Here is an 18,991-nt window from a genome sequence, read left to right as displayed (position 1 = left end):
TCCGGGGCCTGCTATTGGTCTTTTTCGGCTGTGTGGCCCAGCAGCGCGGCGACCCGCGCGACCTCGCGGCGCATGGCCTCGGGGTCCGGACCGTGGCGCAGCAGGTCGCGCGAAGACGCCGGCAGCACCCCCGGCAGACCGGGCCCGAAGACTGCCCTTAAGTCCGCCACAGTTGCCCCCTGGGCGCCGAAACCGGGCGCCAGCACCGGTCCGTTGAGCCGCGAAAGGTCCAGCTCACCGGGGCTGATCGTGGCTCCCACGACCACGCCGACGTCGCCGAGGGGCTCGGCACCGGCGTTGTGGTCCGCGGCCGCGTCGACGATGCTCTGGGCCACCGTGCGGCCGTCCGCGAGCCGCGCGCTCTGCAGCGCGTGGGCCTCCGGGTTCGACGTGCGCGCGAGCACGAACAAGCCGTTGCCCGCCGCCGTGGCGGCCACCACGGCGGGATCGAGCGCGCCGAACCCGAGATACGGCGAAACCGTGGCCGCGTCGGCCGTGAACGCGGCCTTGTCGGCCACGTACGCGGCCGTGTAGGCCGCCATCGTGGAGCCGATGTCACCGCGCTTCACGTCCAGCAGCACGAGCGCACCGGCGTCGTGGGCCGCGTCCACGACTCGCTCGAGCACCGCCACGCCGGGCGGGCCGAACGCCTCGAAGAACGCCGACTGCGGCTTCACGATCGCCGTGACGGCCGCCAGGGCCTCCGTGGCGGCCAGCGCGAACCGTTCCAGACCACTGACGTCCAGGGGCAGGCCCCACGACTCGATCAGGCCCGGATGCGGGTCGATCCCGGCGCACAGCGGCCCGCGGGCCGCCACCGCTCTCGCCAGGCGCGCGCCGAACCGCTCGGGCCCGCTCACGACGTGGCCTTCAGCGCCGCCTGGAGGCTCTGGAGGCTCCGCACCCCGATGTCACCCCGGATGAGCGCCTCGATGCCGTGCACGGCCGCCGCGGCGCCCTGCACGGTGGTGATGCACGGGATGTCGCGCGACACCGCCGCGGTGCGGATCTCGTAGCCGTCGATGCGCGGGCCGCTGTTGCCGTACGGCGTGTTGATGACCATCTCGACGCCGCCGGCGAGGATCACGTCCACGATGTTCGGCTCGGCTTCGGTCGAGCCTTCGTAGTGCTTGCGCACGACCGTGCAGTCGACCCCGTTGCGCCGCAACACTTCCGCGGTGCCGGACGTCGCCAGGATCTCGAACCCGAGGTCCGCCAGCCGCTTCACCGGGAAGACCATCGAGCGCTTGTCGCGGTTGGCCACCGAGACGAACACGCGCCCGGACGTCGGCAGCGAGCCGTACGCGCCGCTCTGGGACTTCGCGAACGCCTTCCCGAAGGACACGTCCACGCCCATCACCTCGCCCGTGGACTTCATCTCCGGGCCCAGCAAGGAATCCACCCCGTGGCCCTCCGGCGTGCGGAAGCGGTGGAACGGCAGGACGGCCTCCTTGACCGCCACCGGCGAGTCGGCCGGCATCCGGCCGCCGTCACCCTCGGCGGGCAGCACGCCCGAGGCGCGCAGGTCCTTGATCGTCGAGCCGGTCATGACCAGCGCCGCCGCCTTCGCGAGCGGCACCGCGGTGGCCTTCGAGACGAACGGCACCGTGCGCGAGGCCCGCGGGTTGGCCTCCAGCACGTACAGCACGTCGTCCTTGAGCGCGTACTGCACGTTCAGCAGGCCGCGCACGCCGACACCGCGGGCGATCGCCTCGGTGGAGCGGCGCACCTCCTCGAGGTCGGTGGCGCCGAGCGTGATCGGCGGCAGCGCGCACGAGGAGTCGCCGGAGTGGATGCCGGCCTCCTCGATGTGCTCCATCACGCCGCCGAGGTAGAGCTCCTCGCCGTCGAACAGCGCGTCGACGTCGATCTCGATCGCGTCGTCGAGGAAGCGGTCGACGAGCACCGGGTGCTCGGGCGTGACCTCTGTGGCGCGGCGGATGTAGCCGGCGAGGGACTCCTCGTCGTAGACGATCTCCATGCCGCGCCCGCCGAGCACGTAGGACGGGCGCACGAGCACCGGGTAGCCGATCTCGTCGGCGATCCGCTTGGCGCCCTCGAACGACGTCGCCGTGCCGTACTTCGGCGCGGGCAGCCCGGCGTCGCCGAGCACCTCGCCGAACGCGCCGCGGTCCTCGGCCAGGTTGATGGCCTCCGGCGGCGTGCCGACCACCGGCACCCCGGCGTCGGCCAGGCGCTTCGCGAGACCCAGCGGGGTCTGGCCGCCGAGCTGCACGATCACGCCCGCGACGGTGCCCGACTGCTGCTCCGCGTGCACGACCTCGAGCACGTCCTCGAAGGACAGCGGCTCGAAGTACAGGCGGTCGGAGGTGTCGTAGTCGGTGGAGACGGTCTCGGGGTTGCAGTTGACCATCACGGCCTCGAACCCGGCCTCGCGCAGCGCGATCGCCGCGTGCACGCAGGAGTAGTCGAACTCGATGCCCTGCCCGATCCGGTTCGGGCCGGAGCCGAGGATGAGCACCTTCGGCTTGTCACCCTGCGCCACGACCTCCGACTGCGCCGCCGGGTCGGTCTCGTAGGCCGAGTAGTGGTACGGCGTGTCCGCCTTGAACTCGGCCGCGCAGGTGTCCACGGTCTTGAACACCGGCCGCACGCCGAGGCGGTGGCGCAGCGAGCGCACGCCGTCCTCCCCCGCCAGTTCGGGGCGCAGCGCGGCGATCTGGCGGTCGGACAGGCCCGTGCGCTTGGCGCGGCGCAGCAGCTCGCCGTCGAGCACCGGCGCGTCGCGCACCTCGGAACCGACCTCGCCGATCAGCGCGATCTGGTCCACGAACCACGGGTCGATGCCGCTGGCCTCGTGCACCTGCTCGACAGTGGCGCCCAGGCGCAGCGCCCGCTCCACCTCGTACAGCCGGCCCTCGTGCGGCACGCGCAGCGAGTCCAAAGTGGACTCCATGGTCGCGCCCTCGGGGTCCGGGAGGGTCCAGAACCCGGTCGCCTTGGTCTCGATCGACCGCATGGCCTTGCCGAGCGCCTCGGGGAAGCTGCGGCCGAAGGACATCGCCTCGCCGACGCTCTTCATCGTCGTCGTGAGCGTCGGGTCCGCGCCCGGGAACTTCTCGAAGGCGAAGCGCGGGATCTTCACCACGACGTAGTCCAGCGTCGGCTCGAAGGCCGCCGGGGTCTCGCCGGTGATGTCGTTCTGGATCTCGTCGAGCGTGTAGCCGATGGCGAGCTTCGCGGCGATCTTGGCGATCGGGAACCCGGTGGCCTTCGACGCGAGCGCCGACGAGCGGGACACGCGCGGGTTCATCTCGATCACGACCATGCGCCCGTCGTCGGGGTTGATCGCGAACTGGATGTTGCAACCGCCGGTGTCCACGCCGACCTCGCGCAGCACGGCGATGCCGACGTCGCGCATCACCTGGTACTCGCGGTCGGTGAGCGTCATCGTGGGCGCGACGGTGACGGAGTCGCCCGTGTGGACGCCCATCGCGTCGACGTTCTCGATCGAGCAGACGACCACGACGTTGTCGTGCTTGTCGCGCATCAGCTCGAGCTCGTACTCCTTCCAGCCGAGCACGCTCTCCTCGATGAGCACCTCGGTGACCGGCGACTCGCTCAGGCCGGTGGACGCCAGGCGCTCCAGCTCCTCGGGCGTGTAGGCCAGGCCGGAGCCCAGGCCGCCCATGGTGAACGACGGCCGGATCACCACCGGCAGGCCGAGCTCGGCGACCGTGGCGCGCACGTCCTCCATCGTGTTGCAGACGCGGCTGCGCGGGACCTCGGCGCCGATAGTGCGCACGATGTCCTTGAACTTCTGCCGGTCCTCGCCGCGCTGGATGGCGTCGATGTCGGCGCCGATCAGCTCCACGCCGTACTTCTCGAGCACGCCGCGCTCGTGCAGCGCGACCGCGCAGTTGAGCGCGGTCTGGCCACCGAGGGTCGCGAGGATCGCGTCCGGCCGCTCCACCGCGATGACCTTCTCCACGAAGTCCGGCGTGACCGGCTCGATGTAGGTGGCGTCGGCGAACTCGGGGTCGGTCATGATGGTGGCCGGGTTCGAGTTCACCAGGCTCACGCGCAGGCCCTCGGCCCGCAGCACCCGGCAGGCCTGCGTGCCCGAGTAGTCGAACTCGGCGGCCTGCCCGATCACGATCGGCCCGGAGCCGATCACCAGCACGTGCTGGATGTCCGTCCTCTTCGGCATCAGGCCTCCTTCTCCATCAACTCAACGAACTCGTCGAACAGGGGCGCCGCGTCGTGCGGTCCGGCCGCGGCTTCGGGGTGGTACTGCACCGAGAACGCCGGCACGTCGAAGGCGCGCACGCCCTCGACGGTGTCGTCGTTGGGGCAGTAGTGGCTGATCTGCGCCGCGCCGTAGGGCGACTCGAACCGCTGACCGGGCTCGCCTTCGAGCGCGAAGCCGTGGTTCTGCGCCGTGATCGCGACGCGGCCGGTGGCCACGTCGATCACCGGGATGTTGATGCCGCGGTGGCCGTAGCGCATCTTGTAGGTGCCCAGCCCCAGCGCGCGGCCGAGGATCTGGTTGCCGAAGCAGATGCCGAACAGCGGGATCTCGCGCTCCAGCACGGCCTTCGTCAGCGCGGTGGCGTGCGTGGTGGTCGCGGGGTCGCCCGGGCCGTTGGAGAGGAAGACGCCGTCGGCCTCGACCGCGAGCAGCTCCTCGACCGTGGTCGCGGCGGGCAGCACGTGGACCTCGATGCCCCGCTGCGTCATCAGGCGCGGGGTGTTGGACTTGATGCCCAGGTCGAGCGCGGCGACGCGGAAGCGCCGTTCGCCCTGCGCCTCGACGACGTAGGGCTTGTCCGTGGAGACCTCGCCCGCGAGGTCGGCGCCCTTCATCTGCGGGCTCGCCAGGACCTCGGCCACCATCTGCTCGTCGCTGCCCAGCGCGTCGCCGGAGAACACGCCGGCGCGCATCGCGCCCTGCTCGCGCAGGTGGCGGGTGAGCGTGCGCGTGTCGACCTCGGAGATGCCGACGATGCCCTGGCGGGCCAGCTCCTCGTCGAGGCCGCGCTTGCTGCGCCAGTTGGACGGCGTGCGGGCCGGGTCGCGGACCACGTAACCCGAGACCCAGATGCGGGCCGATTCGTCGTCCTCGTCGTTCCAGCCGGTGTTGCCGATCTGCGGCGCGGTCTGCACCACGATCTGCCGGTGGTAGGACGGGTCGGTCAGCGTCTCCTGGTAGCCGGTCATGCCGGTGCAGAACACCGCCTCGCCGAGCGTCCGCCCGCGCGCGCCGTAGGCCGCGCCGCGGAAGACCCGGCCGTCCTCCAGAACCAGGGCGGCGGGGACGCGGGTGCCGTTCGCGGTGCTCACTGGGCACCTCCCTTGATGTCGTGATCCGAGTTGTCGGGGGAAAGCTGGTCGATCCACTGTGGATAGTCGTCGAGGTCGTCGCCGCGGAAGCCGGTGTCCAGGTCCGCGTCTCCCAGACGCCAGGTGACGACGAGCAGCGCGTCGGTGCCCATCACCTTCCCGGCGATCTTCGAGTCGCGGCGGATCCCGGTGACCGCGTCGCGCGGGATCCAGAAGTCGGGCGCACCACCGCGTTCCACCGCGATGCCGCCCGGGTGCAGGCGCCAGACCGCGCCGGTGCGCAGCCCCGCGCCCCGGGTAACGACCCGGTCCTGCCAGTTGCCCGCGGTGGTGGTGCTGACGTAGAGCCCGGTCGACTCCAGCAGGATCTCACCGGGTTCCCCGGGAATTCCCGGGAACGGCGGCACCTGCGCGCTCTGCGAGCGCGACTTGCGCCGCCAGCCCACCCACATGCCCCACAGGCACAGGAGGAAGAAGACGACGATCCCCAGTGTGAGGAGGAACCGGTCCATCAGCAGATCTTCCCTTCGCGCGCGGTGATCCGCCCGCGCAGCACGGTGGCCGTCACCACGGCGGGCAGCCGCATTCCCTCGTACGGGGTGTTCGCGGAGATGCTGGCGAGCTCCGCGCCACGCACCGTCCACTCCGCACCCGGGTCCACGAGGGTCAGGTTCGCGGGTTCGCCGACCTCGAGCGGGCGGCCGTGGTCGGGCAGGTTGCCGATCGCGGCGGGCCGCTCGCTCATCACGCGGGCGACGCCGCGCCAGTCGAGCAGGCCCGGCTCCACCATCGCGCGGACGACGACCGACAGCGCGGTCTGCAGGCCCAGCATGCCCGGGCGCGCAGCGCTCCACTCCGTGTCCTTGTCCTGCACGGCGTGGGGCGCGTGGTCGGTGGCGACGCAGTCGATCACGCCCTCGGCCAGCGCCGCGCGCAGCTTCTCGACGTCGCCGCCCGTGCGCAGCGGCGGGTTCACCTTGTTGACCGGGTCGTAGGTCTCGAGGCGCTCGTCGGTGAGCAGCAGGTGGTGCGGCGTGACCTCCGCCGACACCTTGGTGCCGCGGTCCTTCGCCCACTTCAGCACGTCGACGGTGCCCGAAGTGGACACATGGCAGACGTGCAGCCGCGCCTTCGCATGCAGCGCGAGCAGGCAGTCGCGCGCGACGATCGACTCCTCGGCCGAAGCCGGCCAGCCCGGGTAGCCCAGGCGCGCGGAGTTCTCGCCCTCGTTGGCCTGCGCGCCGACCGTGAGCCGCGGCTCCTCGGCGTGCTGGGCGATCACGGCGTCGAGCGCGGTCGAGTATTCGAGCGCACGGCGCATCAGCAGCGGATCGGCCACGCACACGCCGTCGTCGGAGAACACGCGCACGGCGGCGGTGCCCTTGGCCATCGTGCCGAGCTCGGCGAGCTTCTCGCCCTTGAGCCCCACCGTCACGGCGCCGACCGGGTGCACGTCGACCAGCCCGGCCTCCTGCCCGCGGCGCCACACGTGGTCGGTCACGAGCGCGTTGTCGGCCACCGGGTCGGTGTTGGCCATGGCGAACACGGCCGTGTAGCCGCCCAGCGCCGCGGCGGCCGAGCCGGTCTCGATCGTCTCGGTGTCCTCGCGGCCGGGCTCGCGCAGGTGGGTGTGCAGGTCGACGAACCCGGGCAGCAGCACCTGTCCCCCGGCGTCGAGGACCTCGGCGTCTTCCGGGACCTCGACGGCACCGATCGCGGTGATCACGCCGTCCTCGACGAGGACGTCCACCGGTTCGCCCTCCCCGTACGGGCGGGCGCCCTTGATCACGAGGCTCACGCAGCGGCTCCTGTGTCTTGCGGGACACCCGCACCCGGTCGGCAACCGCGACCGGTAAGGCATCGATTGTCAGTCACGGTTGCCTCCTTCACTGGCCAGCAAGTGGTAGAGGACCGCCATGCGCACGTGGACGCCGTTGCGGACCTGTTCGGTGATGGCCGACGCCGGGGAGTCGGCGACCGCCGAGGCGATCTCCATCCCGCGCAGCATCGGACCGGGGTGCAGCACCACAGCGTGGTCCGGCAGCAGCCGCTGGCGCCGCTCGGACAGGCCGTAGGAGATCGAGTACTCGCGTGAGGACGGGAAGAACCCGCCGTGCATGCGTTCCGCCTGGACGCGCAGCATCATCACGGCGTCGACGGCCGGCAGTTCGGCGTCGAGGTCGTGCGAGACCGTGACCGGCAGCGTCTCCACGCCGACCGGCAGCAGCGTCGGCGGTGCGACGAGCACCACCTCCGCGCCGAGGGTGCTCAGCAGGTGGATGTTCGACCGGGCGACGCGGCTGTGCAGCACGTCGCCGACGATCGCCACCCGGCGGTCCTTCAGCGACCCGAGCCGTTCGCGCAGCGTCGCCGCGTCGAGCAGCGCCTGCGTGGGGTGCTCGTGGGTGCCGTCGCCCGCGTTGACCACCGCGGTGCCGGCCTCGGCGAGCCAGCCCGACAGCCGGTGCGCGGCGCCCGAGGCGGGGTGCCGGACGATCACGCAGTCGGCACCCGCGGCGGCGAGCGTCAGCGCGGTGTCCCGCAGCGACTCGCCCTTGTTCACCGAGGAGCTCGACGCCGAGACGTTGATCACGTCGGCGCTCATCCACTTTCCGGCGATCTCGAACGACACGCGCGTGCGGGTGGAGTTCTCGTAGAACAGGGTGATCACCGTGCGGCCGCGCAGCGTCGGCAGCTTGCGGACCTCCCGGCCGAGCAGCGTGTGCTTCAGCTCGTCGGCGGTGTCGAGGACGGCCGTGGCGGTGTCGGCGTCCAGACCGTCGGTGGCGAGCAGGTGCTTCACCGGGACTCTCCTTCCGGCGCACGGAGCAGGACCGCGTCGCGCCCGTCCGTTTCGGACAGCAGCACGGACACGCCCTCGGCCCGCGCGGTGGGCACGTTCTTGCCGACGTAGTCGGCGCGGATCGGCAGCTCGCGGTGGCCGCGGTCGACGAGCACGGCCAGCTGCACGGCGCGCGGGCGGCCGTGGTCGCGCAGGGCGTCGAGCGCGGCGCGGATGGTGCGGCCGGAGAACAGCACGTCGTCGACCAGGATCACCACCCGGTCGTCGATGCCACCGGGCGGCAGCTGCGTCTGCTCCAGCGCGCGCGGCGGGCGGCGGCGCAGGTCGTCGCGGTACAGGGTGACGTCGAGGGCCCCCGTCGGGGGGACGACCCCGGAGAACTCGCCGATCTTCCCGGCGAGCCGGGTGGCCAGCGGAGTACCGCGGGTGGGGATGCCCAGCAGCACCGGCGGGGCTTGATCACCGGGTGAGCCGGGGTCACCGGAAGCGCTCGCACCGAGTGCGGTCTTCTCGATGACCTGATGGGCCATCCGGGCTATCGTGCGCGCGACATCGCCGGCCGAAAGAAGCTCGCGCTCCCCGGCCGGTTCCGCCGCGCCACGCGGACGTGACGACAAGGCGGACCTCCTTCCCCGCCTCTCTGGACGGGTCCTTAAAGGACGTCGACTCCCAGCTCGTGCGGGGAAATCGCACCGACAGTAGCAGGAGCGGTCAATCAGCCTTCCGGGTGGTGTGCCCACGTCCGCGACCAGGTACGGAGACCTACTGCTTGACCTGGTGACAACTATGCGTAACCATTACTCTGAGTATTCGACTCGAGGAGTCCCCTGACCGGTCACCCCGACCGGCGTGGGGGTGAGGAAACGGAGAACCACCAGATGGGCGATTACGCCAAGGCGCTCGGGGCCAAGCTCCGCGGGATCCGCCAGCAGCAGGGCCTCTCCCTGCACGGGGTCGAGCAGAAGTCGGGCGGCCGCTGGAAGGCCGTCGTCGTCGGCTCGTACGAGCGTGGCGACCGCGCCGTCACCGTCCAGAAGCTGGCCGAACTGGCCGACTTCTACGGTGTACCGGTGGTCGAACTGCTGCCGGAGGGCCGTGTGCCCTCGGGTGCCGAGCCCGCCACGAAGATCGTGATCAACCTCGAGCGGCTCCAGCAGCTGCCCGCGGAGAAGGTCGGCCCGCTCGCGCGGTACGCGGCCACGATCCAGAGCCAGCGCGGCGACTACAACGGCAAGGTGCTCTCCATCCGCACCGAGGACCTGCGCTCGCTCGCGATCATCTACGACATGACCCCCGGTGAGCTCACCGAACAGCTCATCGACTGGGGCGTCCTGCCGCCCGAGGCCCGTCCGTCCAAAGAAGACTGATGGGCGGCGGTTGCCCGACGCGGTGGGTGTTTTCGGCGGGGCACCGGAAACACCCACCGAGCTTCGGACACCGCCGGACCGGCTGCGGACGGTGATCAACATCGCTCCGGCCGTCCCCTCGCACCCGCGTCCGCCGTTCCGGCGCGTGACCCGTTCGGGCTAGCGCTTCCGGGTTGCGGTGACGGTGAACCCGGTTCACCGGGCGACGCCCGGGCGGGCCCGAGCACGGCCCGGAACCGGCCGGAGAACGCTGGGTGTGACGAAGACCTCTTCCGGACCCCACTCGTGAGGCTTCCTGGGGGCACCAGCACAACGCCGAAGGCCGCGGCTCCTTCACGGAGCTCGCGGCCTTCGGCGGTTTTCGCTTGTTTTCGGCTGTCTTCGAGACTGCGGCCGTCAGCGGGTCAGAGCACGGCCCGCAGGCGGTCGGCGATCGTCCCGATGCGCCCGAGCACGCCGTTGACGAACCGCGGCGAGTCGTCGGTCGAGAGTTCCTTCGCCAGTCCCACGGCCTCGTCGATCGCGACGGGGTCGGGCACGTCGGAAGACCAGAGCATCTCGTAGACGCCCACGCGCAGCACCGCCAGGTCGACCGGCGGCATGCGGTCCAGGGTCCAGCCCTGCGCGTGCTCGGCCAGCAGCTCGTCGACCTGCTCGCGGTGGGTCGTGACGCCCTCCACGACGGTGATCGTGTAGTCGGCGACCGGGTCGACGTCGGTGGACCCGACCCGGTCGGCCAGCAGCGTGACCGGGTCGGTGCCGCGTTGAGACGCTTCGTACAGCATCTCGACGGCACGCCGGCGGGCCTGCCGCCGGCTGATCGCACCGCCGCGGTTCGGGTGCGGCTTCTGTTTGTCCGCCATCAGCCGGAGACGCGGCCGAGGTACCGGCCGTCACGCGTGTCGACCTTGATCTTCTCGCCGGTCGAGACGAACAGCGGCACCTGGATCTCGGCGCCGGTCTCGAGCGTCGCCGGCTTGGTGCCGCCGGTGGAGCGGTCGCCCTGCAGGCCGGGGTCGGTGTGCTGGATGAGGATCTCGACCGAGGTCGGGAGCTCGACGTACAGCGGCTCGTTCTCGTGCACCGCGACCTGGACCTCGGTGTTCTCGAGCATGTAGTTGGCGTTGTCCGACACGACCTCGGCCGGAACCGTGATCTGGTCGTAGGTGTCGCCGTCCATGAACACGAAGTCCTGGCCGTCCTTGTACAGGTAGGTCATGTTCCGGCGGTCCACGGTGGCCGTTTCGACCTTCGTGCCGGCGTTGAAGGTCTTGTCGACGACCTTCCCCGTCAGCACGTGCTTGAGCGTGGTGCGCACGAAGGCGCCGCCCTTGCCCGGCTTGACGTGCTGGAACGCGGTGACGGTCCAGAGCTGGCCCTCGAGGTTGAGGACGAGCCCGTTCTTCAGGTCGTTGGTGGTGGCCACGAGCTTTCGGTCTCCTGTGTCGATCTCTTCGTCCGCGGCCCGTCTCAGACGGCCACGAGGTCCTTGGTGCTCAGGGTGAGGAGTTCGGGCCCGGAGTCCCGCACGACGAGCGTGTCCTCGATGCGCACGCCACCGCGCCCCGCGAGGTAGACGCCGGGCTCGACGGTGACCGCCATACCGGCGGACAGTGTACCGACGCCCGTGGTAGCGAGGCTGGGCGCCTCGTGCACCTCGAGCCCGACGCCGTGGCCGAGGCCGTGCGCGAACTCCTCCGCGCGGCCCGCCTCGGCGATCACGGAGCGGGCCGCGGCGTCCACTTCGGACACGTCGGCGCCCGGGAACACCGCCGCCGTACCGGCCGCCTGGGCGCGGTGGACCAGGTCGTAGAGCTCGCGCTGCCAGTCGGCGGCCTTGCCGAGCACGAACGTGCGGGTCATGTCGGAGTGGTAGCCGTCGACCGTCGCGCCGAAGTCGAGCTTCACGAAGTCGCCTTCGCGCAGCTCAGCTCCGGTGGGCTGGTGGTGCGGGATCGCCGAGTTGGGCCCGGCGGCCACGATCGTGGCGAAGGACGGCTCCGACGAGCCGTGCTCCAGCATGCGATTCTCCAGGTCGCGCGCCACTTCCAGCTCGGTGCGCCCGGCGCGCAGGCCGCCGGCCGCCACCAGGTCGGCGAGCGCGCGGTCGGCCGCCGCGCAGGCCGAGCGCAGGGCCGCGACCTCGACCTCGTCCTTCACCGCGCGCAGCTGCTCGATCAGCCCGGGCGTGCGGACCAGCGTCACCTTGTCGAAGCGCACCTTGAGCACCTCGTGGTCTTCCACGCTCACGTGCTGGCTCTCGAACCCGGTACGCCCGTAGGTCGAGTGGGCGCGGGCCGCGAAATCGGCGAGCACGCGGTCGCTGGCGCGGCCCATCACGCGTTCGAGGTCGGGCACCTCGGACGCCGACTGGGTCGTGTAGCGGCCGTCAGTGCAGAACACGGTCTGCGCCTCTCCGCCGGCGTGCACGAGCAGCGCGGCGTTCGACCCGGTGAACCCGGTGAGGTAGCGGATGTTGAGCAGGTCGGTGACCAGCAGCGCGTCGACCCCGGACTCGGTGATCAGGGACCGCAGCGCGCCGCGACGGTGAGCATGGGTTTCAGGCACCCGGCCAGCTTAGCCACGCGGATCGCCCGGTCCGGGGACGCTCGCGGTGGTCACGGACCGCAGCCGGCCGGGCACGCGGGGCCGCTGATCCGGACGGACCACACGGCGTTCACCCGGTGGCACCTACACTCCGTCCATGCTGGGTGCCTGGTTGACTCGCGGGCTGGTCATGGCCGTCGTCCACGCCGCCGCCATGACGCTGCTCGCCAAGTGGTCCGTGTTCCACCCGACCGACCAGACGGTGATCACGTCCGTCACCCTCGCCGTGCTGGTGGGCGTCGCGGCGCTCTGGAGCGCAATCGACGGCTGGCGCGGCAAGCCGGACCGCGGCCGGGCCTGGTTCATCGCCTCGCTGGTGGCCGGCGTCTTCTCCGGCATCCTGTACGTGATCGGCCGCGCGGTGTTCGTCGACCAGACCGGGACCTCCGAGCTGGGCGCGGCGCTCACGGGAGGCGCGGCGTTCTCGGCGCTGCTGGTGCTGGTGCCGGCCGGGCTGGGGCTGTTCGTCGGCTCGCGCGTGCGGCGGCCCGCACCCGTGGACGAGGAGCCGGAGCCCGAGGAGTACGACGACAACGATGGTTCGGGCAGCCAGTCGGGTCAGCTGGAGCTGCCGGAACCCGAGGCCGAGCCGGCCGGCGCGCCGCGGCCGAAGCCGTCGCCCGTCAGCCGCCCAGCGGGAGCCCGGGGGCGTAGGCGTCCCACTGTCGCGGGTCGATCTCCGTCACCTCGGCCCCGTTGAGGCCCACGATCGTGGTGTCGGGCAGGCCGTAGAGCTCGTTGCCGAGCACCACGCCGTACCCGAGGCCGTACGAGTGGACCACGTTCGTGCCCGACTTCAGCGTCGCCTTCACCGGCAGCCCGGCGACGGGCGAGAGCGGCCGGTCCACGATCTCGCCCGCGAGGGCGGCCGCGACCGAGCGGCGGTCGACGCGGATGCGCACGCCGCGGCGGAACAGGTCCATCCGGCGGTCCGGTGACGGCATCGCGACGCCGTCGAACGTCGTGGTCACGCGATCGGGGCTCGAACAGCCGCCGGCGCCCTGGACGTCGAGCCCGAAGTGCTTCAGGCCCGTCGGCGCGCCCGCGGAACCGATCTCCGTCGCGCGCACGACGTCGAACGAGACGGTGTCGCACGGGTCGGTGACCGACGTCGGGGCGTGGCCGTCCGGGCGCCGGACGAGGCCGGGCCCTTCCTTCCACGCGCCGGGGATCACCAGCGGCGTGTAGGGCTGGAGCGTGAAGTCCTTGTCCCAGAAGGTGAGCGAGGTGCCCGCCGCGGTCTCGTGGGCGATCACGAACGCGTCGAGCGCGCCGACCCATTCGAGGTCGGCGCTGAAGCCGTCGACCACCGAGCGCTCACGTGGTGCCGAGGTGCTCGATACGGGTGCGAAACCCTGCTCCCCCAACGCTTCCACGCCGCTGCGGAACGCCGGGTCGTGGGAGCGGATCACGAACTGGCCGGCGCCGTTCCAGCCGGCGGCGCGGCCGGTGGTGTCGGTGAACATGAGGTAGTACCAGCCGTCGAGGAACACGACCGAGGGCTGGCCGGCGCCGTAGACGTTGTCGCGGTGCACGTCGTGCGAAGGCCCGAGGATCGGTTTCCCGCCCGCCGCGCGGGTCCAGTGGATGCCGTCAGCGCTCGTCGCGAGGCCGATGGCGTTGCCGAGCGCGTGGTCGCCCGCCGCGCCGGTGTAGTACAGGTAGTAGGTGCCGCCGACGCGCAGCACGGACGGGTCGCACGTGTGCACGCCGTCGAACGCGCCGGGTGAACCGGACAGGACCGCGATCGGCGCGCCGCCACCCGGTCCGGTGAAGGGACCGTCGGCCGAAGGCGCTTCGGCGTAGAGGATGTCGTCGCCGGGCGGCGCCGCGCTGCCGTACTGGCTGCACCACCACAGGCGGGTCTTGCCGTTTTCGACCATCGCGGTGGGGCCGTAGTTGTAGACCGCGTCGGCAGCGCCGGCGGCGACCACTCCGTTGCTCTGACGACCTTTCGCGGTCTCCAGCGGGACGTTCGCCACGCGCGGGGGTTTGGCCGGAGCCGGCTTGCCGCCCGCGATGCCGCCGTGGCCGGGACCGTCGGCCTGGGTCTGCGCGTAGCTGTCGCTGCAGCCCGCCACCACGACCCCCGACAACGCCAGGGCGAAGAGGGCTCGCGCGGGTCGCCGAACCCCGCCACGAAACGGGTGCATGATGGCCGAGTCTAACCAGTCCTAACCCGGTTGGGTGAACGTGTCCCCGTCTGGTGGGTGTTCGAGGGCAACAAGCTCGACCTCGAAGCCGTCGTCGTTCTCGAGGTAGGCCGCGTAGTGCGGTTTCCCGCCCGCGTAGGGGAAACGGTCCGCGAACAGCGGCCGCCAGCCGTGCCCGCCGGCCGCGAGTTCGTCGACCTCGGCGCGGGTGGCGACGTGCAGGGCGAGGTGGTTGAGGCCGGGGCGCAGGCGCTCGTGCGGCCCCGTCGCCATCGCGGGCGAGGCTTCCACCACGAGGTAGGTGGGGCCGAGGCGCCAGCTGACGCCGTCGGGCCAGCGCTGGAACTCGCGCCAGCCCAGCCGCTGAAGCAGCCAGCCCCAGCTGCGTTCGGCGCGCGCGAGGTCGGGCACCCACAGCTCGATGTGGTGCGCCCGCCCGTGCGCGGTGGGCAGCGCGACGAGCACGCGGTGCACGTCGCCGTAGTGCACGCCGGAGCCGACGTCGAGGAAGCCGAGCCGGCGGGTGATCGCGAGGCTGGCCGCGTTGTCCTCGTGGACGAGCGCCCACACGGCGGGCACGCCGAGCGTGGTGAGGCCGTGGTCCACGAGCGCGCGGCCGGCTTCGGTGGCGAAGCCCTTCCCCGCGTGCTTCGCGGCGATGTAGTAGCCCAGCTCGGCGACGTCGCCGGGCAGCTCGGACGACGGGCGCAGGTGGGCGACGCCGACGACTTCGCCCTCGTGCTCGACCACCCAGTGGCCTTGGCCTTCGGGCCCGTCGTAGGCGAGGCGGCGGGCCACCATGGCGCGGGCCTGGGCGGGGTCGGAGAAGTCGGCGGCGAAGAACCGGCTCATCTCCGGGTCGGCGAACACCGCCACCACGGCGTCGGTGTCGGCTTCGGTCAGGGTCCGCAGCCGCAGGCGTTCGGTGGTGAGCTCCGGGGTCACTTCGCGTTGGCCGCGACCCAGCGCAGCGCGAGGCCGTAGCCGTCGACGCCGAGGCCCACGATCACGCCGGTGGCGATGTCGGAGAGCACGCTGTGGTGGCGGAACTGCTCGCGCTTGTGGACGTTGCTGATGTGCAGCTCGATCAGCGGCGCGGACAGCTGCGCGGCGGCGTCGCGCACGGCGATCGAGTAGTGCGTCCAGGCGCCGGCGTTGAGCACGACCGGGTTCCCGCCGTCGGCGGCCTCGTGGAGCCAGCCGACGAGCTCGCCCTCGTGGTCGGTCTGGCGCACCTCGACGTCGAGGCCGAGCTCGATGCCGGTCTTCACGCAGAGGGCGGCGAGGTCGTCGTGCGTCGTGGAGCCGTAGACGGCGGGCTCGCGCTTGCCGAGGCGGCCGAGGTTGGGGCCGTTGAAGACGAAGACCTTCACAGCAGCACGCTCCCGCCGTTCTTGGGGGCGTCGGCCGCGACCGCCGAGTACGCGGCGGCCAGCAGCGCCGGGTCCGGGCCTTCGAGGCGGCCGGGCTTGGCGAGCGCGTCGAGGACCACGAACCGGAGCACACCGGAGCGGGTTTTCTTGTCGCCCTTCATGCTTTCGATGAGCTGCCCCAGAGCGTCGGGGTCGTAGGTGGTCGGCAGGCCGATCAGCTTCAGCACGGACGCGTGGCGCGCGGCGGTCTCGTCGTCGAGGCGCCCGGCGAGGCGGGCGAGCTCGGCCGCGAACACCAGGCCCACGCTCACGGCCGCGCCGTGGCGCCAGCGGTAGCGCTCGCGGCGCTCGATGGCGTGGCCGAGGGTGTGGCCGTAGTTGAGGATCTCGCGCAGGTCGGACTCGCGTAGGTCGGCGGCGACGACGTCGGCCTTGACCTGGATCGAGCGGCGGACCAGCTCGGCCAGCACGTCTCCGGTCGGGTCGAGGGCGGCTTCGGGATCCTGCTCGATGAGCTCCAGGATGCGCGGGTCGGCGATGAAGCCCGTCTTCACGACCTCGGCCATGCCGGCGACGAGTTCGTTGCGGGGCAAGGTTTCCAGCGTCGCGAGGTCGACGAGCACGGCGCTCGGCTCGTGGAACACGCCCACGAGGTTCTTGCCGGCCTCGGTGTTGATGCCCGTCTTGCCGCCGACGGCCGCGTCGACCATGCCGAGCAGCGTGGTCGGCACGTTGACCAGGCGCACGCCGCGCATCCAGGTGGCGGCGACGAAGCCGGCCAGGTCCGTCACGGCGCCGCCACCGAGGCCCACGACCACGCCGCGGCGGTCGAGCCCGATCCGGCCGAGGACCTCCCAGCAGAAACTGGCGACGGAGAAGGCTTTGCCGTCCTCGGCGTCCGGGATCTCCACGCGGTGGGCGTCGAGGCCCGCTTCGGCGAGCTCGTCGCGCACGGCCTCGGCGGTGGCGGTGAGCGTGGGCGGGTGGATCAGCGCGATCTTCGACGCGTCGGCGAGCTGCGCGGTGAGCTCGGCGAGCAGGCCGCGGCCCACGAGCACGTCGTACGGGTGCGCGGTCGCGACGCGGATCCGGACGGGTTGGGACACGGGCTTCCTCACTACTCCTGGTTCTGCCGGTCTTACTGCTCGCGCGCCTCGGCGGGCTCGATCGCGGCGACCGCGGCGGCCACCACCTCGGCGGGTGACCGGTGGTCGGTCTCGATCTCGATCGTCGCCACCTCGCGGTACACGGGCAGGCGCGCGTCGAGCAGGGACTTGAACGTGGCGCGCGGGTTCACGCCCGCGAGCAGCGGGCGCGCGCTCGACAGGCCGGTGCGCTGCACGCCGGCGGCGAGGCCGACGTTCAGGAACACCACGGTGTGCTTCGCCAGCAACGCCCGGGTCTCCGGGGTCAGCGGGGCGCCACCGCCGAGGGAGAGGACGCCGTCGTGCTCGTCGAGGGCGGTGGCCACGGCCTGCGCTTCGAGCGCGCGGAACGCCGGCTCGCCGTCGTCGGCGAAGATGTCGGAGATCGCGCGGCCGGCGCGTTCGACGATGTCGTCGTCGGTGTCGCGGAACGCCACCCCGAGCGCCTCGGCGAGCAGCGGGCCCACCGTGCTCTTGCCCGAGCCCGGCGGTCCCACGACCACGGCGCGGGGGCTCACCAGCGCTCCTCGAGCGCCTTCAGGTAGCCCTCGGCGTTGCGCTTGCTCTCGGCCAGCGAGTCGCCGCCGAACTTCTCCAACGCGGCGTCGGCCAGCACCAGCGCCACCACGGACTCGAGCACGACGCCCGCCCGCGGCACGGCGCACACGTCGGAGCGCTGGTGGATCGCGACGGCCGGCTCGCCGGTGCGCACGTCCACGGTGGACAGCGCCTTGGGCACGGTCGAGATCGGCTTCATCGCCACGCGCACGCGCAGGGGCTCGCCGTTGGTGATGCCGCCTTCGAGGCCGCCCGCGCGGTTGGAGCGGCGCGTGACGCCGACCGGGCCGGTGCCGCGGTCGATCTCGTCGTGGGCCTGGCTGCCCCACCGGCGCGCGGTGGTGAAGCCGTCGCCGACCTCGACGCCCTTCATGGCCTGCACGCCCATGAGCGCGCCCGCCAGGCGCGCGTCGAGGCGGCGGTCCCAGTGCACGTGGGAGCCGAGGCCCGGCGGCAGCCCGTAGGCGAGCACCTCGATCACGCCGCCGACGGTGTCGCCCGCCTTCCGCACGGCGTCGACCTCGGCGATCATCGCCTCGGTGCCCTCGGCCGAGAACGCCCGCACGGGGCTCTCGTCGATCGCGGCCAGGTCACCCGGCTGCGGCAGCGGCCCCTCCGGCGCGTCGGCGCCACCGATCGACACGACGTGGCTCAGCACCTCCACGCCCAGCAGCTGGCGCAGGAAGTTGCGCGCCACCGTGCCCAGCGCCGTGCGCGACGCCGTCTCGCGGGCGCTCGCGCGCTCCAGCACGGGACGGGCCTCGTCGAAGCCGTACTTCTGCATGCCGGGCAGATCGGCGTGCCCGGGGCGCGGCCGCGTGAGCGGCTCGTTGCGCGCCAGGCCGGCGAGCACCTCGGGGTCCACGGGGTCGGCCGCCATGACCTGCTCCCACTTGGGCCACTCGGCGTTCTCGATCTGCACCGCGATGGGGCCACCCTGCGAGATCCCGTGGCGGACGCCGCCCAGGATCTGCACGTGGTCGGTCTCGAACCCCATGCGCGGGCTGCGACCGAACCCGAGCCTCCGCCGCGCAAGCTGCGCGGTGAGGTCTCCGGTGGTCACCTCCACACCAGCGGGCAGGCCCTCGAGCACAGCGGCGAGGGCGGGTCCGTGCGATTCTCCTGCGGTGATCCAGCGCAACACCGGCTAATCCTGTCACGTGTTACGGCGTCACCTGTGACAGGCCCTCAGCTGGGCACCACCCCCGAACCCACCCCGGGGAACACCGCGCACATCCAGGCCGCGACCACCAACGCCGGCCCGTGGGGCACGCGGTGGCGAATGGCTCGGTGGAGGCGAGGGCTTGCCCTGGGTTGTGGTGGGTGTGTCGGTGAGGCGGGGGACGGCGGAGGCGCGCCTGATCCGGGTTTCTGGGGGGTGGTCGGTGCCGGAAGACCTGCTGATGCCGTCTTCCGTGAGGTGGCGGGTGCCGCAAGCCCGCCTGATGCCGTCTTCCGCGAGGTGGTCGGTGGGGGAAGCCCGCCTGATGCGGTTTTCCGTGAGGTGGCCGATGCCGCAAGCCCGCCTGATGCCGTCTTCCGCGAGGTGGCGGGTGCCGCAAGCCCGCCTGATGCCGTCTTCCGCGAGGTGGCCGATGCCGCAAGCCCGCCTGATGCCGTCTTCCGCGAGGTGGCGGGTGCCGCAAGCCCGCCTGATGCCGTCTTCCGCGAGGTGGCCGAT

At 72.0% G+C, this 18,991-nt stretch carries 17 protein-coding genes and 1 pseudogene; 2 read left to right on the top strand and 16 right to left on the bottom strand.

Translation table 11 applies throughout. The features are described 5' to 3' along the window. Positions 1 to 11 precede the first annotated feature (11 nt). The 7 genes from pyrF to pyrR form a co-directional block, all read right to left on the bottom strand. Positions 12 to 860, bottom strand: coding sequence for an orotidine-5'-phosphate decarboxylase (gene pyrF / locus AB0878_RS28210; RefSeq protein ID WP_366583251.1), 849 nt, complete (start codon positions 858 to 860; stop codon positions 12 to 14). Beyond that, positions 857 to 4,171, bottom strand: a complete 3,315-nt coding sequence (gene carB, locus AB0878_RS28205) for a carbamoyl-phosphate synthase large subunit (protein WP_366583250.1) — start codon at positions 4,169 to 4,171, stop codon at positions 857 to 859. Before carB ends, pyrF begins: the two co-directional genes overlap by 4 nt. Continuing rightward, positions 4,171 to 5,304 (bottom strand): glutamine-hydrolyzing carbamoyl-phosphate synthase small subunit, encoded by a 1,134-nt coding sequence (gene carA / locus AB0878_RS28200; protein WP_366583249.1) that lies wholly within the window; start codon positions 5,302 to 5,304, stop codon positions 4,171 to 4,173. Before carA ends, carB begins: the two co-directional genes overlap by 1 nt. Then, complete coding sequence (locus tag AB0878_RS28195; RefSeq protein ID WP_366583248.1) at positions 5,301 to 5,816, bottom strand: transporter; 516 nt, start codon at positions 5,814 to 5,816, stop codon at positions 5,301 to 5,303. Before AB0878_RS28195 ends, carA begins: the two co-directional genes overlap by 4 nt. Further along, positions 5,816 to 7,102, bottom strand: a complete 1,287-nt coding sequence (locus tag AB0878_RS28190; protein ID WP_366583247.1) for a dihydroorotase — start codon at positions 7,100 to 7,102, stop codon at positions 5,816 to 5,818. Before AB0878_RS28190 ends, AB0878_RS28195 begins: the two co-directional genes overlap by 1 nt. Before the next feature lie 69 nt (positions 7,103 to 7,171). After that, positions 7,172 to 8,107 (bottom strand): aspartate carbamoyltransferase catalytic subunit, encoded by a 936-nt coding sequence (locus tag AB0878_RS28185; RefSeq protein WP_366583246.1) that lies wholly within the window; start codon positions 8,105 to 8,107, stop codon positions 7,172 to 7,174. Beyond that, positions 8,104 to 8,724, bottom strand: coding sequence for a bifunctional pyr operon transcriptional regulator/uracil phosphoribosyltransferase PyrR (pyrR, locus tag AB0878_RS28180; RefSeq protein WP_366583245.1), 621 nt, complete (start codon positions 8,722 to 8,724; stop codon positions 8,104 to 8,106). Before pyrR ends, AB0878_RS28185 begins: the two co-directional genes overlap by 4 nt. 261 nt (positions 8,725 to 8,985) lie before the next feature. Here pyrR and AB0878_RS28175 point away from each other — a divergent pair, with 261 nt between their 5' ends. Then, positions 8,986 to 9,474 (top strand): helix-turn-helix domain-containing protein, encoded by a 489-nt coding sequence (locus AB0878_RS28175; protein WP_003096372.1) that lies wholly within the window; start codon positions 8,986 to 8,988, stop codon positions 9,472 to 9,474. Between the two features lie 404 nt (positions 9,475 to 9,878). Here AB0878_RS28175 and nusB read toward each other — a convergent pair whose 3' ends face one another. From nusB to AB0878_RS28160, 3 genes are read right to left on the bottom strand one after another with little or no spacing between them, the layout of a single operon-like run. Then, complete coding sequence (gene nusB / locus AB0878_RS28170; protein ID WP_366583244.1) at positions 9,879 to 10,337, bottom strand: transcription antitermination factor NusB; 459 nt, start codon at positions 10,335 to 10,337, stop codon at positions 9,879 to 9,881. Then, a complete protein-coding gene (efp, locus tag AB0878_RS28165) occupies positions 10,337 to 10,900 on the bottom strand; it encodes an elongation factor P (RefSeq protein ID WP_360596650.1) in 564 nt (187 codons plus the stop codon). The genes nusB and efp overlap by 1 nt, the downstream gene beginning before the upstream one ends. A gap of 44 nt (positions 10,901 to 10,944) precedes the next feature. Beyond that, positions 10,945 to 12,042, bottom strand: a complete 1,098-nt coding sequence (locus AB0878_RS28160) for a Xaa-Pro peptidase family protein (protein WP_366583243.1) — start codon at positions 12,040 to 12,042, stop codon at positions 10,945 to 10,947. 136 nt (positions 12,043 to 12,178) lie between these two features. Between AB0878_RS28160 and AB0878_RS28155 the strand changes: the two are divergent. Continuing rightward, a pseudogene (locus AB0878_RS28155) lies at positions 12,179 to 12,562 on the top strand (B-4DMT family transporter); the annotation flags it as partial. A 142-nt stretch (positions 12,563 to 12,704) separates the two neighbouring features. On the opposite strand, the gene AB0878_RS28150 reads toward AB0878_RS28155, so the two are convergent. From AB0878_RS28150 to aroC, 6 genes are read right to left on the bottom strand one after another with little or no spacing between them, the layout of a single operon-like run. Continuing rightward, positions 12,705 to 14,234 (bottom strand): beta-xylosidase, encoded by a 1,530-nt coding sequence (locus tag AB0878_RS28150; protein WP_366583242.1) that lies wholly within the window; start codon positions 14,232 to 14,234, stop codon positions 12,705 to 12,707. 21 nt (positions 14,235 to 14,255) lie between these two features. Beyond that, a complete protein-coding gene (locus AB0878_RS28145; RefSeq protein ID WP_366583241.1) occupies positions 14,256 to 15,179 on the bottom strand; it encodes a GNAT family N-acetyltransferase in 924 nt (307 codons plus the stop codon). Then, positions 15,176 to 15,607, bottom strand: coding sequence for a type II 3-dehydroquinate dehydratase (gene aroQ / locus AB0878_RS28140; RefSeq protein ID WP_366583240.1), 432 nt, complete (start codon positions 15,605 to 15,607; stop codon positions 15,176 to 15,178). Before aroQ ends, AB0878_RS28145 begins: the two co-directional genes overlap by 4 nt. Next, positions 15,604 to 16,713, bottom strand: a complete 1,110-nt coding sequence (gene aroB / locus AB0878_RS28135) for a 3-dehydroquinate synthase (RefSeq protein ID WP_366583239.1) — start codon at positions 16,711 to 16,713, stop codon at positions 15,604 to 15,606. Before aroB ends, aroQ begins: the two co-directional genes overlap by 4 nt. Positions 16,714 to 16,745: 32 nt before the next feature. After that, the gene (locus tag AB0878_RS28130) at positions 16,746 to 17,270 is read right to left on the bottom strand and encodes a shikimate kinase (protein ID WP_366583238.1); all 525 of its coding nucleotides are present in this window, start codon (positions 17,268 to 17,270) and stop codon (positions 16,746 to 16,748) included. Beyond that, the gene (gene aroC / locus AB0878_RS28125) at positions 17,267 to 18,454 is read right to left on the bottom strand and encodes a chorismate synthase (protein WP_366583237.1); all 1,188 of its coding nucleotides are present in this window, start codon (positions 18,452 to 18,454) and stop codon (positions 17,267 to 17,269) included. The genes AB0878_RS28130 and aroC overlap by 4 nt, the downstream gene beginning before the upstream one ends. Positions 18,455 to 18,991 lie beyond the last annotated feature (537 nt).

The sequence above is a fragment of the Amycolatopsis sp. NPDC047767 genome (genome assembly GCF_040704195.1).
In the GTDB taxonomy this organism is placed as follows: domain Bacteria; phylum Actinomycetota; class Actinomycetes; order Mycobacteriales; family Pseudonocardiaceae; genus Amycolatopsis.
The sequence above is the reverse complement of the archived record's forward strand: the minus strand, read 5'-3'. Positions and strand labels throughout refer to the sequence as shown.